Source organism: Hahella sp. NBU794 (assembly GCF_050749805.1).
Taxonomy (GTDB): Bacteria; Pseudomonadota; Gammaproteobacteria; order Pseudomonadales; family Oleiphilaceae; genus Hahella.
Map to the genome: position 1 here is coordinate 1,806,672 of NZ_CP192738.1, position 13,823 is coordinate 1,820,494.

Here is a 13,823-nt window from a genome sequence, read left to right on the forward strand (position 1 = left end):
CGCCCTCCGTGATGATCAATGGCCGTGATTGGGCAATTCCACGAATTCGACCCAGTAATGTCCCAGCGCGCGCATGAGGGCGACCAGTCCTTCAAAGGTCACTGGCTTGGTGATGTACGACGCGGCGCCCAGATCATAGCCGCGCAGCATATCCTGCTCTGCTTTCGAGGTGGTGAGAATAACGACTGGCGTGCGTCGCAGCGCTGGGTCCGCCTTAATCTCCGCCAGCGCTTCGCGGCCGTCTTTGCGAGGCATATTCAGGTCCAGAAGTATGATGCCGGGAGTCGGCGAGTTGGCGGGATCTTCAAACTCGCCTTCTCGACGCAGATACTGCATCAGTTCAAAACCATCTTTCACAAATCGCAGCTCGTTCAGCACGCGGCTTTCGCGCATGGCTTCCAGGGCGAGCTGTCGATCATCTTCGTCGTCATCCGCCATTAAAATGACCAGTGGTCTCTTGGTGTCAGGCATATTGTTCAGGCTCCATTTCAGAAATAGGCGTATGCTGCAGCGGCAGGTGCACAATGAATGTGGCGCCCTGGCCGGGGGCGCTCTCGGCGTTAATGGCGCCGCTATGGCGTTCAACGATGCGACGGCATACTGCTAGCCCTATGCCGGTTCCCTCATATTCTCCGCGCTGGTGCAGGCGCTGGAAAGGGGTGAATATCCGGTCTTTGAATTTTTCTTCAAAGCCGATTCCGTTATCGCTGAAACGAAGCTCGCACCACTCCGTTTCCTCGCCTCCTTCCAGCAGTGAATGTTGATAGCTCTTCACGCTGATGGTGATTAGCGGCTGCTGTTCAGGAGGAATAAACTTCAATGAGTTGCCAATCAGATTTTGCATCAGCTGGCGCATTTGCGTGGGGTCCGCATCCAGAGTCGGTAGCGGAGATGCATTGATTTTGGCGCCGCTTTCATTGATGGGAATCTCCAGGTCCTCCAGCACCTCGTCGAGAATCTCGTTCAAATCCACTTGCGTGAATGGTTGCGCCTTGGTGGAAACCCGGGAAAAGGAGAGCAGGTCATTAATCAGGCGAGACATGCGCTCTGCGGCGGATTGCATGCGCCGAATATAGTCGGCGCCGCTGTCTTCCAACTTATCTGCGTACTTCTGTTGCAGGCGGTCGCCAAACGCGCGAATTTTTCTTAACGGCTCTTGCAGGTCATGGGACGCGACAAAGGCGAAATCCTGCAACTCCCGATTGCTGCGTTCAAGCTCTTTGGAAAAGTGAGTCAGCACAGCGGTGCGTTCGGAGACTTTTTCCTCCAGTCGATCATTCTCTGTCTGCAGAATTTCTGTGATGCGGGTGTGTTGGCGAAGATTTCTCTGCAGCAGGTAATAAACGAAGCCAATCAGCCCCAGGCTGGCCAGTGTGGCGGCCACCAGGGTGAAGATGGTTTCCCGCTGGTTCAAATAGGACTCGTGGCGTCGTTGCGCCAGTAGCGCATATTCTTCCGCCTCCATTTCCTCCACCAGCTTGCTGATGATGTCCATGAGGCGCTTGCCTTTGTCGGTATTCACGATTTCCGTGGCCGCCGCCACGTCGCTGTTTTTGCGCAGTTGGATCACTTCGCGCATTTCGCTGATCTTGCTTTGGGTGACCTGACGTAGGCGCAGGAAGCGTTCCTGCTGCCCTGGTATTTCCGAGTCAGTCGCCTGCAGCTGATTAAGGTAAATCTCCAGCGAATTCATGGCGTCATGGAAAGGCTCCAGATAGGCCTCGTCGCCGGTGATCAGGTAGCCCCGTTGACCGGTTTCAGCGCCTTGGATGGCCGAGAAGGTGTTCCTGATAATGCCGATCACTTGCAGAGTATGGGAGACGCTGCTCTCAATGCGCACCAACTCGCGCATGGCGCGGTAGGAAGTGAGTCCATTGATGACCAGTAGCAACGCCACGGCGGCGAAGGCGAAACGCCAGCGCCGGCTCAGCAATATTGGACTGTGATCCAGAAGTCTGTTAGGCATTATCCGCATCCGTTGCGCTGGCGTTGACCAAGTCGTTGATGCGCGCGCTACAGCGTTTGCATTCTTCCAGTATGCGCTCCACGCACACCAGGATTTCTTCCTTGTCGCGATTGGTCTGAAGTTGGAGCTTGGCCAGCTCCGCATTCACTGAAATGCTGTTCAACGGATTGCGGAGGTCGTGCGCTAATTTGGCGATATCGGCTTCCTGGGTCATAGGGGCATCCTGTCTCTTTTATTGGGAAATGACTTATACGGGCGTTTCCGTGTTTTCATTCTCTCCATAGCTGTTCAGGCGGTTATAGAGGGTTTTCAAGCTGATGCCGAGCATGTCCGCCGCGCGGCGCTTGTCGCCATCTAACTGGGCGAGGGTGAGGGTGATAAGCTCGCGCTCCATCTCCTCTATGGTTTTGCCCACCTGCAGTCCGGGGGAGCCCTGTCGCTCGCGGGCGAAAGGAGAGGCGAGATTGTCCGGCAGGCTCAGTTCGGATTGAGCTGGATCAGTCATAATGAACGCGCGATGAATAGCGTGACGCAGCTCGCGCACATTGCCTGGCCAGTCGTAATCCTGTAGTCGTTTGAGGCTGTTTTCCCCCAGTCCGAAAGCGGAGCCATTCTCTTCGTTCAGCTCCTGCAGGAAGCGTCTGGCCAATAGTGGAATATCTTCCCTGCGCTGCCGCAAAGGCGGAATCTGAATGGGGAATACGGCCAGACGGAAGTAGATGTCCTCACGCAGGCATTCGTCTTCCGCCAGCTGTTGCTGGGTGCGGTTGGTGGCTGAAACCACTCGGCAGTCCACTGGAATCTCTTCGGCGCCGCCGACTCGGATGACTTTATTGGTTTCAAGTACTCTCAACAGCGTTGGCTGCATGTCGATCGGCATCTCGGTGACTTCGTCGAGAAACAACACGCCGCCTTTGGCTTGTTCGAATAGACCGATTTTTCTGCTGACTGCGCCGGTAAATGCACCTTTTTCATGTCCAAACAGTTCGCTGCCGATTAACTCGCGGGAAAGCGCGCCGCAGTTGGCCGCCACGAATGGCCCTTGAGAGCCCCCGGCGGCATGGATGGCGCGGGCGACCAGTTCTTTGCCGACGCCGCTTTCGCCTTGCAGCAGCACATTGGCTCTGGTTTGGGCGACGCGTTCGATCATCTGGTAAAGCTCGCGCATGGCCGGCGATTCGCCGATCAAACTATTGAAGTGGCGGGGCGCGTCGATTTCCGACTGTTCCGGGCTGGTCTTTTCGATCAGCGCTTTTATCTGCTCAATATCAATGGGTTTGATCAGATAGCTGATGTTGGGGCCGCAGACCGTTTTCACTAGCGATTTTACAGTCGGGTGGCCCGTAACGATGGCGATGTGGTCGGGTTGCTTGCGGGAGCCATTCAGGGCGTCCAGCACATGTAGACCGCTTCCATCAGGAAGCATCAGGTCAAGTAATACAATATCGAACTGATCAGCCTGCAGAATCGCGTTGGCTTCAGCGACGCTGGCGGCGGAGCGGGCGTCATGCCCCAGCATTTCTAGGAGTGTCCGCGTGGCTTGTACGAAACCTTCATCGTCGTCCACGAGCAATATACTTGCCAAGGTGTGTTCCCTCGTGTGATTTTGAGTTCCCGCCGGTTAATATACCAACCGGCCGAATTGGGCGCTACCTGATAGTTGGGGCGAAAGTCGCTAGTATCAAGGGTTTACAGGTTAGGACTGATTTTGCGAAAAATAATGTTTATAATACAGCGCTTTTTTTGTCCGTCTGCGGTTGTTCCCTCTGTGGAATGACCTGTCCAAGGGCGTCTAGAAGCCTTCTAAACTTAATATGATTTTTTAGTTTTTTCTGGAAAAGAGGTCAGAGAAAAATGCCGATTTACGAATACGTTTGTAAATCCTGCGGGTTTGAGAAAGACGTTCTACAAAGCTTGAGTGAAGCGCCGTTAACCGACTGCCCAAGCTGCGAGAAGCCCGAGTTTAAGAAGAAGATTTCAGCGGCGGGTTTTCGTCTGAAGGGCGGCGGCTGGTATGAGACAGATTTTAAAACCGGCAAGAAGAAAAACTTGGCGGGCGATAGCGGCTCTTCGTCCTCTAGCGCGGGTTCCAGCTCTAAAAGCAGCAGTTCCGCGGACTGATCGGCGCGGCCCTTTATACATATCATGCAGCCGGAGCGCGGTCTCCGGCTGAAAATTAACAGACAGTAATCAGAATTTAAGACAGGATCAGGATTATGCGCAGTCATTATTGCGGTGAGGTCAACGAATCTCTTGTAGATCAAGAAGTTACGCTGTGCGGTTGGGTTCATCGCCGTCGCGATCACGGAGGCGTCATCTTTTTGGATCTGCGAGATCGGGATGGTGTCGCGCAAGTAGTGTATGACCCTGATACAAATGAAGTTTTCCAGTTGGCAGAGCAGATTCGCGATGAGTTCGTGGTGAAAGTCACGGGTCGCGTGCGCTTGAGACCGGATGGAAAGGCCAACGCCGATATGTCCACTGGTAAGGTGGAAGTTCTGGGCAAACAGCTGGAGATTCTGAGCACGGCGAAAACGCCTCCCTTCCAGTTGGACGAATTCGTTCAGGTGGGCGAGGACGTACGTTTGCGTTATCGCTACATGGACTTGCGTCGCCCTGAAATGCTCAACAAGCTGCGCTTCCGCTCCAAGGTCACCAGCTACATCCGTAACTTCCTTGACAGCAATGGCTTCATGGATGTGGAAACGCCAATCCTGACTCGGGCTACTCCAGAAGGCGCACGGGATTATCTGGTACCCAGCCGTACTCATGAAGGCAGTTTCTTCGCCCTGCCGCAGTCTCCGCAGTTGTTCAAACAGTTGCTGATGATGTCCGGCGTAGATCGTTACTACCAAATCGCCAAGTGCTTCCGCGATGAAGACTTGCGTGCAGACCGTCAGCCTGAATTCACCCAGGTGGATATTGAGACTTCCTTCTTAAGCGAAGACGAAATTATGTCCATCACCGAGCGTTTGGTGCGGGATATGTTCCGCGATCTGCTTGAGGTGGAATTGCCGGAATTTCCGCGTATGCCGTTCGCCGAAGCGATGAACCGTTACGGCAGCGACAAGCCTGACCTGCGTATTCCTTTGGAACTGGTGGATGTGGGCGACCTGCTGACCAACGTGAGCTTCAATGTTTTCAGCGGTCCGGCTAACGATCCGAAGAGTCGTGTGGCGGCATTGCGTCTTCCAAAGGGCGGCGAACTGCTGTCCCGTAAACAGATTGATGACTATACCAAGTTTGTTGGCATCTACGGCGCCAAAGGCTTGCCTTATATTAAGGTTAACGAAAAAGCCAAAGGTCTTGAGGGGTTGCAGTCTCCAATCGTTAAGCACATCGCTGACGTTATCGACCAGTTGTTGGAGCGTGTGGGCGCGGAAGATGGCGACATTATCTTCTTCGGCACCGACAAGACCCGCGTTGTCAACGAAGCGCTGGGCGCATTGCGCGTTAAGCTGGGCCATGATCTTAACCTGCTTGAGAAACAATGGGCGCCGCTGTGGGTTGTCGACTTCCCCATGTTTGAGGAAGACGGTGAAGGCGGCTGGACCGCTATTCACCACCCATTCACTGCGCCTTCCTGTGCGGTGGAAATGCTGGAATCCGATCCTGAAAACGCATTGTCCCGCGCTTATGACATGGTGTTGAACGGCACCGAATTGGGCGGCGGCTCCGTTCGTATTCACGATTCTGACATGCAGGAGACGGTGTTGCGCATTCTGGGCATTGGTCAGGAAGAAGCGCAAGAGAAGTTCGGCTTCCTGCTGGATGCGCTGAAGTTTGGTTGCCCGCCACATGGTGGTTTGGCGTTTGGTCTGGATCGTCTGGTTATGTTGATGACAGGCGCTCAGTCTATTCGTGAAGTGATTGCATTCCCGAAAACCCAGAGCGCGATGTGCATGATGACGCAGGCTCCTGGCAAAGTGGACCCGAGACAACTGCGCGAGCTGAATATTCGTCTGCGTAAAACCGAGCAGCCTGAATAAGTTTGAGTGACGCCAAAGCGCTGTCTTTGGCGTCGGCATGGCAAATCTATTTGTTGAAAGTAAAAGTATTTAGCGGAGAGTAACATGGCGGGGCACAGTAAGTGGGCCAATATCAAGCACCGTAAAGCGTCTCAAGACGCCAAGCGCGGAAAGATATTCACCAAGCTGATCCGGGAAATTACCGTGGCGGCGAAAAATGGAGCATTGCCTGAAGACAACCCAAGGTTGCGCGCGGTCATGGATAAAGCCCTGACCGTGAATATGAAAAAGGACACCATTGAGAAAGCGATTCAGCGCGGCGCAGGCGGCGGCGATGACTCCAACTTTGACGAGCTGACCTACGAGGGCTACGGTCCTGGCGGCGTCGCCGTGTATGTTGAGGTCATGACTGATAACCGTAATCGCACCGTAGCGGAAGTGCGCCATGCATTCAGCAAGCATGGCGGCAACCTGGGCACCGATGGTTCCGTTGCATACTTGTTCAGTAAGACTGGCGTAATTTTATTCGCGCCAGGCGTTGATGAAGATGCAGTGATGGAAGCGGCTCTGGAAGCAGGCGCTCAGGATGTTATCGCTAATGATGACGGTTCTGTGGAGGTGCAAACCGCCGCTGAAGACTTCATGTCTGTCAAAGACGCGCTGATGGCGGCGGGCTTGACGCCAGAATCGGCGGACGTCTCCATGGTGCCGGCGACCATGGCGCCTTTGGATGTGGAAAACGGCGAAAAGGTCATGAAGCTGATCGAAATGCTGGAAGACCTGGATGATGTGCAGAATGTCTACAGTAATGCGGACATTCCTGATGAAGTGCTGGAGAGCATGGGCAGTTAATTCGCGACATGCTGTACATGAGCTTCTCCTGAAAGGCGGCCTTAGCCGCCTTTTTTGTTGGCGTTGCCGCAGTTATTGAGGCTTGCGTCATCCGGGCGGCTCATATAGAAATGAAACGGTTCTGACGGGCTAAGTGGCCAATTTATGTTGAAAGTGTTAGGTATAGACCCCGGTTCGCGATTCACGGGTTATGGTGTGGTGGAATGGGGAGGCGGCAAGCCTCGCTATGTCGCCAGCGGTTGTATTCGCGTCACCGGGGAGACATTGGCGGAGCGCCTGCGGTGTATCTATCTGGGGGTGACTCAGGTCGTCAGCATGTATGCGCCTCACGAAGCGGCGATTGAGCAGGTTTTTATGGCTCGTAACGCGGACTCCGCGCTGAAGCTGGGGCAGGCGCGAGGCGTGGCGATTCTGGCCATGGCGGAACAGGGACTGCAGGTGGCGGAATACTCCGCCAAAAAGGTAAAGCAGTCTGTCGTAGGTAAAGGGAATGCGGAAAAGTGGCAGGTGCAACATATGATGCAGGCAATGCTGGCTTTGGAGGCCAAGCCGCAGGCGGACGCGGCGGATGCCCTGGCGATCGCTGTCTGCCATCTGCATACCCAGCAAAGTTTGATGCGTATTGGATCGGTGTCGGGCAGTCGCCGTGGTCGCATGCGATAAGTCCTTTTTACTGAGCGCTGGTTAATTGTTGGCCGCTTATGGTCGCATGTTAGGTTTTTGATGCGATTGCGCTCTTGAAATTATTGGCTGATATATAAAAGAAGAGGTTTCCCTTGATCGGAAGACTGGTCGGTAAGTTGGCGGAAAATCATCCGCCTTTCGTATTGTTGGATGTGAATGGCGTAGGTTACGAGGTGGAAGTGCCTTTGTCTGCACTGGGATATTTGCCCAAGTTGGGCGAATCCTGCTCTTTATTTACGCATTTCGTGGTGCGTGAAGACGCGCAACTGTTGTACGGGTTTATCCGTCGCGAAGATCGCGAACTGTTTCGCTTACTGCTGAAGGTCAATGGCGTGGGCCCGAAAATGGCGGTGGCGATTCTGTCTCACATGTCCCCGAATGAGTTTGTTGAGTGCGTTCGCGGCGATAATCTCACTCGCCTGACCAAGATGCCTGGCGTGGGTAAAAAAACGGCAGAAAGGCTGTTGATCGAAATGCGTGACCGGATCAAAGACTGGGACGCAGGAGATCGTGAATCGGCGACGCCGGAGCTGCTGAATCAGTCTGCTGGCGGGCATTCCCATCTTGAAGAAGCGGAAGCCGCTTTACTGGCTTTGGGCTACAAGCCGCAGGAAGCCAGTCGCGCGATTAACGCGGTATATAAGGACGGCATGGGGCGTGATGAGCTGATCCGCCTGTCCCTGAAGGGGATGGTAAAAACCAAGTAGCCACGCTATGATGCCCCGAACGTTTGACGCCAATAAAGACCTCAAAAACACCCCATGATCGAAGCAGATCGCATTATCTCGCCAAGCGCCACTCTGCAGGAAGATTCTCAAGATCGAGCCATACGCCCTAAAAGGTTGGAAGACTATGTCGGCCAGCCTCAGGTGCGTGAGCAAATGGAGATCTTCATCAATGCTGCGCGTGGACGCCAGGAAGCATTAGACCACACCCTGATATTCGGTCCTCCTGGGCTGGGTAAAACCACGTTAGCGAATATCATCGCCAACGAGATGGACGTCTCCATCAAAACCACCTCTGGCCCCGTATTGGAAAAAGCCGGCGATCTTGCTGCGCTATTGACCAATCTGGAGCCGAAGGACGTGCTGTTCATCGATGAAATTCATCGGCTCAGCGCGGCGGTTGAAGAGGTGTTATACCCGGCGATGGAAGACTACCAGCTGGATATCATGATCGGGGAAGGGCCGGCGGCGCGCTCCATCAAACTGGATCTGCCTCCGTTTACCCTGGTGGGCGCCACCACCCGGGCGGGACTGCTGACGTCGCCGCTGCGAGACCGTTTTGGAATTGTGCAGCGCTTGGAGTTTTACTCGGTTGAGGATTTGCGCCATATCGTTTCCCGTTCGGCCAGCTTGCTCGGCGTCTCTATTGATGACGGCGGCGCCCATGAAATCGCCAGACGCTCAAGAGGAACGCCCCGTATCGCCAACCGCTTACTGCGTCGCGTGCGCGATTATGCGGAAGTAAAAGCGGACGGCGCCATTACCAATGATGTGGCGGACAAGGCTCTCAACATGCTGAACGTGGATTTGCACGGCTTCGATCATATGGATCGCCGTCTGTTGCTGGCCGTCATGGAAAAGTTTGATGGCGGTCCGGTGGGCGTGGAGAGTTTGGCTGCGGCTATCGGTGAAGAAAAGGGCACGATCGAGGATGTGGTGGAGCCATATCTGATTCAACAGGGTTTCCTAATGCGCACGCCGCGCGGCAGGGTGGCGACTCAGGCGGCGTACGATCACTTCGGATTAACTATGCCGGAGTAGAGATGACAAGGCTTTTGGCGAAATTTTATTAAGGGAATTTAATGACTTCCGGCTCGTTTGTGTGGCCCGTTCGAGTATATATTGAAGACACTGACGCTGGCGGTATCGTTTTCTACGCCAACTATCTGCGTTTTATGGAAAGAGCTCGCACCGAGTTCATCCGGTCTCTTGGGTTCCCCAGACTGGAGACGGTGGATCTTGACGCCCAGTTCGTCGTGCATAGTTTAGCCTTGCAATATCACAGCCCGGCGCGACTTGACGACGAAGTGGCGGTAAGCGCCAACATTGTCAAATTGGGGCGCACCTACATGGAGTTTGAGCAGAACATCACTCGAGGCGCTAAGGCGGAACTGCTGGTCTCGGGTAGAGTCAAAGTCGCCTGCATCGACAAAGTCAGCTTTAAGCCCAGGCCGATTCCAGGAAATTTGGCCTCGGCGCTGCAAAAAGGTATAAACGTTTAGTTTTTGCGGCTCCGCTATGAAAGGCGGCGGCCCGCTCACGATAAAAACAGCAATAGGAGTCCTATAAGTGGAGGATAAACTTTCAATTTGGGCGCTGATTAGCAACGCCAGCTTTTTGGTGCAGATTGTCATGCTGATCCTGCTCGCAGCCTCGATTGTCTCCTGGATGATTATCTTCCAGCGCGCCAGAATATTTGGCTTGGCGCGCAGGGCGACCACCAAATTTGAGGAGCGTTTCTGGTCCGGTATGGATCTTAATCAGCTCTACCGCGAGTCCAGCGCCGCGCCGAACCCTAATAGCGGCATGGAGCAAATCTTCCGTTCCGGTTTCAAAGAATTCTCTCGTTTGCGCCAGCAAACCGGCGTCGATCCTGATGCAGTGATGGAAGGCACGCAGCGTTCAATGCGCGTCGCCATGTCCAGAGAGATGGATCGGTTGGAGGCCCACTTGCCGTTTCTGGCGACAGTCGGCTCCACCAGTCCTTATATCGGACTGTTCGGTACGGTATGGGGGATCATGAACTCCTTCCGTGGGCTCGCGCAAATTCAGCAGGCCACTATCTCTACCGTGGCGCCGGGTATTTCTGAAGCGTTGATTGCAACGGCCATGGGGCTTTTCGCCGCAATTCCGGCGGTAATCGCATACAACCGTTATTCGGCCAGAAGCGAGAGTCTCGCCAATTCCTTTCAGACTTTTGCGGAAGAGTTTTCCAGCATCCTGCATCGCAGAGTTCACGCAAAGTCCTCTTAAAAGGAGAACCAATCCTTGGATTTTACTCGCGTAAAGAAAAAGCAGATGGCGGAAATCAACGTCGTCCCCTACATCGACGTCATGTTGGTGCTGCTGGTCATTTTTATGATTACGGCGCCCATGTTGATGCAGGGCGTGGACGTGGATTTGCCGCAAACAGAGTCAGAAGCGTTACAGATTTCTCCCGATACGCCCCCTCTAGTGGTGTCGGTTGACGCGTTTGGCGCTTACTTCGTGGAAGTGGGCGACGACCGTTCCAAGCCCATGCCTCTGGATGATGTAGTGAAGCGGGTGAGCACCGTGCGGGAGGCCAATAAGTCTGTGATGGTCCTGGTGCGAGGCGACCGTAATGTGCCGTACGGAACGATAGTGGGGCTGATGGCGGCGTTGAAGGACGCTGGCGTGGCGAATGTCGGGCTGATTACAGAGAAGCCTTAAGCTGTTATGGGTGAAAGATAAGCTGTGATGGATAGCCCCGGTAATCAACCAAAAAGCGGATACATCGGTCCGGCGCTGTTTTCCGTTATCTTGCACTTGGGTATTGCGGGTCTGGCGTTTCTGGGCTGGTCCGCGCATACGCCCCCGACTCCTGTTGTTCCACATATGCAGGCGATGGTGATTGACGCCGAAACGTTGAAGCAAATGACCAAGCCTCAGCCTAAACCCGCGGTCAAGAAAGAAGAGCCGAAGCGGGAAGAAGAGCAACAAAAGAAACAGCAAGATCAGGAAAGGCAGCGCCAGGAAGAGTTGAAGCGTCAAGAGCAGGCGAAGCAGGAAGCTGAGCGTAAGGCTGCGGCGGAAAAAAAGCGTGAACAAGAGGCCATTGCGCTGAAGAAAAAGCAGGAAGAGGAGCGCAAGAAGAAAGAGGAAGAAAAACGTCAGGAAGACGAAAAGCGTAAGGCCGAAGAAAAGAAAAAGGCTGAAGAAAAACGCAAGGCGGAAGAAGAGCGTAAAAAGAAAGACGCTGAGCGTAAGAAAAAAGTGGAAGAAAAACGTCTGGCCGAGCAAAAGCAAAAAGAGCTTGAGCGTCAGATGAAAGAGGCGCGTGAGAAGAAGCGCCAGGAAGAGCTGAAAAAAGCGGAAGAGCTGAAAATGGCTCAGGAAGCGGCCGAGTATGAGCGTCGCTTGCAAGAGCAGCTTGAAGCGGAGAGTTCTGCACAGCGGCAACAGCGTGAACTAACTGAAGTTGAGAAGTACAAAGCGCTGATTTATTCCTCTTTGGTTCAGGCTTGGCTGCAGCCTCCGGGGGAGATCAAAGGCTTGAAGGCGGAGCTACAGCTTCAGTTGCTGCCAACTGGAGAACTTTTGTCCGTCAAGGTTGTTAAATCTAGCGGCAATAGCGCTTTCGATCAGTCTGCGATTGGCGCCGCGAATGCGGTAAGAAAATATTCTGTACCCTCTGATCCCAGTTTGTTTAATCGGGAATTCAGAAACGTAACCATTATTTTTAGTCCCAAATAAAAATCACTGCCTATTTGTAAATGTTCCAATGAAAAAACATATTTTTTTTACACTGGTGTTATTGATAAGCGGGTTGGCGAGAGCCGATCTGGTCATTGAAATTGATAAAGGGAGTCGGGCCGCTATACCTGTGGCGGTGGTTCCATTCGCCAATGAGTCAGGGCAACCGCTGGCGGAAGATATCGGGCAAATTGTCACTGAGGATTTAAAGCGTTCTGGAGATATAGAGCCTCTAGACCGCACCAAAATGCTAAGTATTCCCAGCAAGGCTGAGGAAATATATTTTCGCGATTGGGGATTGCTGGGGCAGCGTTACCTGCTGGTCGGCGGTGTTCAATACGATGCGCCATCGCAGGTCTATAAGGTGCGCTATGAACTCTACAACGTTCAATCGCAGCAACGTGTCCTTGGCAAAGTTCTCAGCGGCAAAAGCGAGAAGTTGAGAGACATGGGGCATGCTGTTGCTGATGCTGTGTACGAGGCGGTTACTGGGATTCGTGGTGTATTCTCCACACGTATCGCTTACGTCACTTTGGAAAAGAGCGGCAATAAGAATATTTACAGGTTGGAAGTGGCGGACGCCGATGGTCGCCGTTCGACGGAGCTTCTTAAGAGATCTATGCCCATTATTTCGCCTGCTTGGTCTCCGGATGGGAAAAAGTTGGCTTATGTTTCATTTGAGTCTCAGCGTCCTGCTATATATGTTCAGGATACTATCACCGGTACGCGCACGCAGGTTACTTCCTTTAAAGGTCTGAATAGTGCGCCGACTTGGTCTCCTGATGGAACCAAACTGGCGGTGACTTTGTCGAAAGACGGCAATGCCGAACTTTATGTGCTGGACCTGCGTAATAATTCCCTGAAGCGATTGACCAATCACTGGGCGATCGATACTGAAGCTTCATGGTCTCCAGACGGCAGAACTATTGCTTTTACTTCGGATCGCGGCGGCGGCCCGCAAATCTACTTGATGGATGCTTCTGGCGGCTCTCCCCGCAGATTGACCTTCGAAGGTCGCTATAATTCACGTCCTCGTTTTAGCGTTGACGGCAAGAAGGTCTATTATGTTCATCAACGTGACGGTTCATTCAATGTGGCGTCACTGGATTTGGAGTCAGGACAGGATCAGATTTTGACGCAAACCGAAATGGATGAATCTCCAAGTGTCGCGCCCAATGGAAGTATGATAATTTATGCAACCCAGAAAAACGGTAAGGGCGTATTGGCGGTTGTAGGAGTGAATTCCGGATCGAAGTATACCCTGCCGGCCCAGTTTGGCGACGTGCGGGAACCGGCCTGGTCCCCGTATATTTCAAGATAAAACAAGCTAAGTATGTAAGGAAAAGCTATGAATGTACTGAGTATTCGTAATATTTTCGCGCTGGTGTTGGTCTCTTTTATTGCAGCAGGTTGTACTTCAACCGATACCAAACCAGACGAAACTGTTGGCGTAGTTGATCAAGACGGCGCTGACGCAGGCGGCGTTGGCCTGGGCAACGGTTCTGGTTTGTCTGAAGAAGAATTGGCTGAGCAGCAGCGTCTGGCTGAGCAAAACGCAATGACTGCAGAGCAAGACGCTCTGCGTGAAGTGCGCGTATTCTACTTCGATTTCGACAAAACTATCGTGAAGCCAGATTCTCACATGTCTCTGCGCGCTCACGCGGCGTTGCTGGCGGCTAACCCTGCGGTAAAAGTGGTTCTGAACGGCTATGCGGATGAGCGTGGCACTAAAGAATACAACCTTGCGTTGGGCGAGCGTCGCGCGCAGGCGATCGAGCGTTTCCTGGTAGTCAATGGCGCCAGCGATAGCCAGATCGAAACTGTTAGCTATGGTGAAGAGTTCCCGGTTGATCCTTCTCACAACGAAGCAGCTTGGAACAAGAACCGTCGCGTAGTGATTGAGTACAAGTAATC

The 13,823-nt window shown here is 53.3% G+C and carries 16 protein-coding genes; 12 read left to right on the top strand and 4 right to left on the bottom strand.

What is annotated here, in order from left to right; translation table 11 throughout:
• Positions 1 to 15: 15 nt before the first annotated feature.
• The 4 genes from ACQYWX_RS08125 to ACQYWX_RS08140 are packed head-to-tail and all read right to left on the bottom strand — an operon-like array spanning position 16 to position 3,551.
• Positions 16 to 471: a response regulator gene (locus ACQYWX_RS08125; protein ID WP_127969302.1), complete on the bottom strand. Its 456-nt coding sequence runs from the start codon at positions 469 to 471 to the stop codon at positions 16 to 18.
• Entirely contained in the window at positions 464 to 1,966 is a 1,503-nt protein-coding gene (locus tag ACQYWX_RS08130) for a sensor histidine kinase (RefSeq protein ID WP_216737252.1), read from the bottom strand. The genes ACQYWX_RS08125 and ACQYWX_RS08130 overlap by 8 nt, the downstream gene beginning before the upstream one ends.
• Positions 1,959 to 2,180, bottom strand: coding sequence for a histidine kinase dimerization/phospho-acceptor domain-containing protein (locus ACQYWX_RS08135; RefSeq protein ID WP_011398684.1), 222 nt, complete (start codon positions 2,178 to 2,180; stop codon positions 1,959 to 1,961). The genes ACQYWX_RS08130 and ACQYWX_RS08135 overlap by 8 nt, the downstream gene beginning before the upstream one ends.
• Before the next feature lie 33 nt (positions 2,181 to 2,213).
• On the bottom strand, positions 2,214 to 3,551 hold the full coding sequence (locus ACQYWX_RS08140; protein WP_431688443.1) for a sigma-54-dependent transcriptional regulator: 1,338 nt from the start codon (positions 3,549 to 3,551) through the stop codon (positions 2,214 to 2,216).
• Positions 3,552 to 3,820: 269 nt separating this feature from the next.
• Here ACQYWX_RS08140 and ACQYWX_RS08145 point away from each other — a divergent pair, with 269 nt between their 5' ends.
• The 12 genes from ACQYWX_RS08145 (at position 3,821) to pal (ending at position 13,821) form a co-directional block, all read left to right on the top strand.
• On the top strand, positions 3,821 to 4,087 hold the full coding sequence (locus ACQYWX_RS08145; protein WP_011398682.1) for an FmdB family zinc ribbon protein: 267 nt from the start codon (positions 3,821 to 3,823) through the stop codon (positions 4,085 to 4,087).
• 95 nt (positions 4,088 to 4,182) lie between these two features.
• Positions 4,183 to 5,955 (top strand): aspartate--tRNA ligase, encoded by a 1,773-nt coding sequence (gene aspS / locus ACQYWX_RS08150; protein WP_216737250.1) that lies wholly within the window; start codon positions 4,183 to 4,185, stop codon positions 5,953 to 5,955.
• A gap of 84 nt (positions 5,956 to 6,039) precedes the next feature.
• Positions 6,040 to 6,786 carry a YebC/PmpR family DNA-binding transcriptional regulator gene (locus ACQYWX_RS08155; RefSeq protein WP_431688444.1) on the top strand — a complete coding sequence of 249 codons (747 nt, stop codon included), beginning with the start codon at positions 6,040 to 6,042 and terminating at the stop codon, positions 6,784 to 6,786.
• Positions 6,787 to 6,930: 144 nt separating this feature from the next.
• The gene (ruvC, locus tag ACQYWX_RS08160; RefSeq protein WP_216737248.1) at positions 6,931 to 7,449 is read left to right on the top strand and encodes a crossover junction endodeoxyribonuclease RuvC; all 519 of its coding nucleotides are present in this window, start codon (positions 6,931 to 6,933) and stop codon (positions 7,447 to 7,449) included.
• 113 nt (positions 7,450 to 7,562) lie between these two features.
• Complete coding sequence (ruvA, locus tag ACQYWX_RS08165) at positions 7,563 to 8,177, top strand: Holliday junction branch migration protein RuvA (protein WP_431688445.1); 615 nt, start codon at positions 7,563 to 7,565, stop codon at positions 8,175 to 8,177.
• A gap of 54 nt (positions 8,178 to 8,231) precedes the next feature.
• Positions 8,232 to 9,236, top strand: coding sequence for a Holliday junction branch migration DNA helicase RuvB (gene ruvB, locus ACQYWX_RS08170; RefSeq protein WP_127969309.1), 1,005 nt, complete (start codon positions 8,232 to 8,234; stop codon positions 9,234 to 9,236).
• A 41-nt stretch (positions 9,237 to 9,277) separates the two neighbouring features.
• The gene (ybgC, locus tag ACQYWX_RS08175) at positions 9,278 to 9,697 is read left to right on the top strand and encodes a tol-pal system-associated acyl-CoA thioesterase (RefSeq protein WP_216737247.1); all 420 of its coding nucleotides are present in this window, start codon (positions 9,278 to 9,280) and stop codon (positions 9,695 to 9,697) included.
• A 67-nt stretch (positions 9,698 to 9,764) separates the two neighbouring features.
• Positions 9,765 to 10,448, top strand: a complete 684-nt coding sequence (gene tolQ / locus ACQYWX_RS08180; RefSeq protein ID WP_127969311.1) for a protein TolQ — start codon at positions 9,765 to 9,767, stop codon at positions 10,446 to 10,448.
• Positions 10,449 to 10,463: 15 nt separating this feature from the next.
• Positions 10,464 to 10,886, top strand: coding sequence for a protein TolR (gene tolR, locus ACQYWX_RS08185; RefSeq protein ID WP_253938354.1), 423 nt, complete (start codon positions 10,464 to 10,466; stop codon positions 10,884 to 10,886).
• 27 nt (positions 10,887 to 10,913) lie between these two features.
• On the top strand, positions 10,914 to 11,909 hold the full coding sequence (gene tolA, locus ACQYWX_RS08190; protein ID WP_431689504.1) for a cell envelope integrity protein TolA: 996 nt from the start codon (positions 10,914 to 10,916) through the stop codon (positions 11,907 to 11,909).
• A 28-nt stretch (positions 11,910 to 11,937) separates the two neighbouring features.
• Entirely contained in the window at positions 11,938 to 13,230 is a 1,293-nt protein-coding gene (gene tolB, locus ACQYWX_RS08195; protein WP_431688446.1) for a Tol-Pal system beta propeller repeat protein TolB, read from the top strand.
• Positions 13,231 to 13,257: 27 nt separating this feature from the next.
• Entirely contained in the window at positions 13,258 to 13,821 is a 564-nt protein-coding gene (gene pal / locus ACQYWX_RS08200) for a peptidoglycan-associated lipoprotein Pal (RefSeq protein WP_216737244.1), read from the top strand.
• Positions 13,822 to 13,823 lie beyond the last annotated feature (2 nt).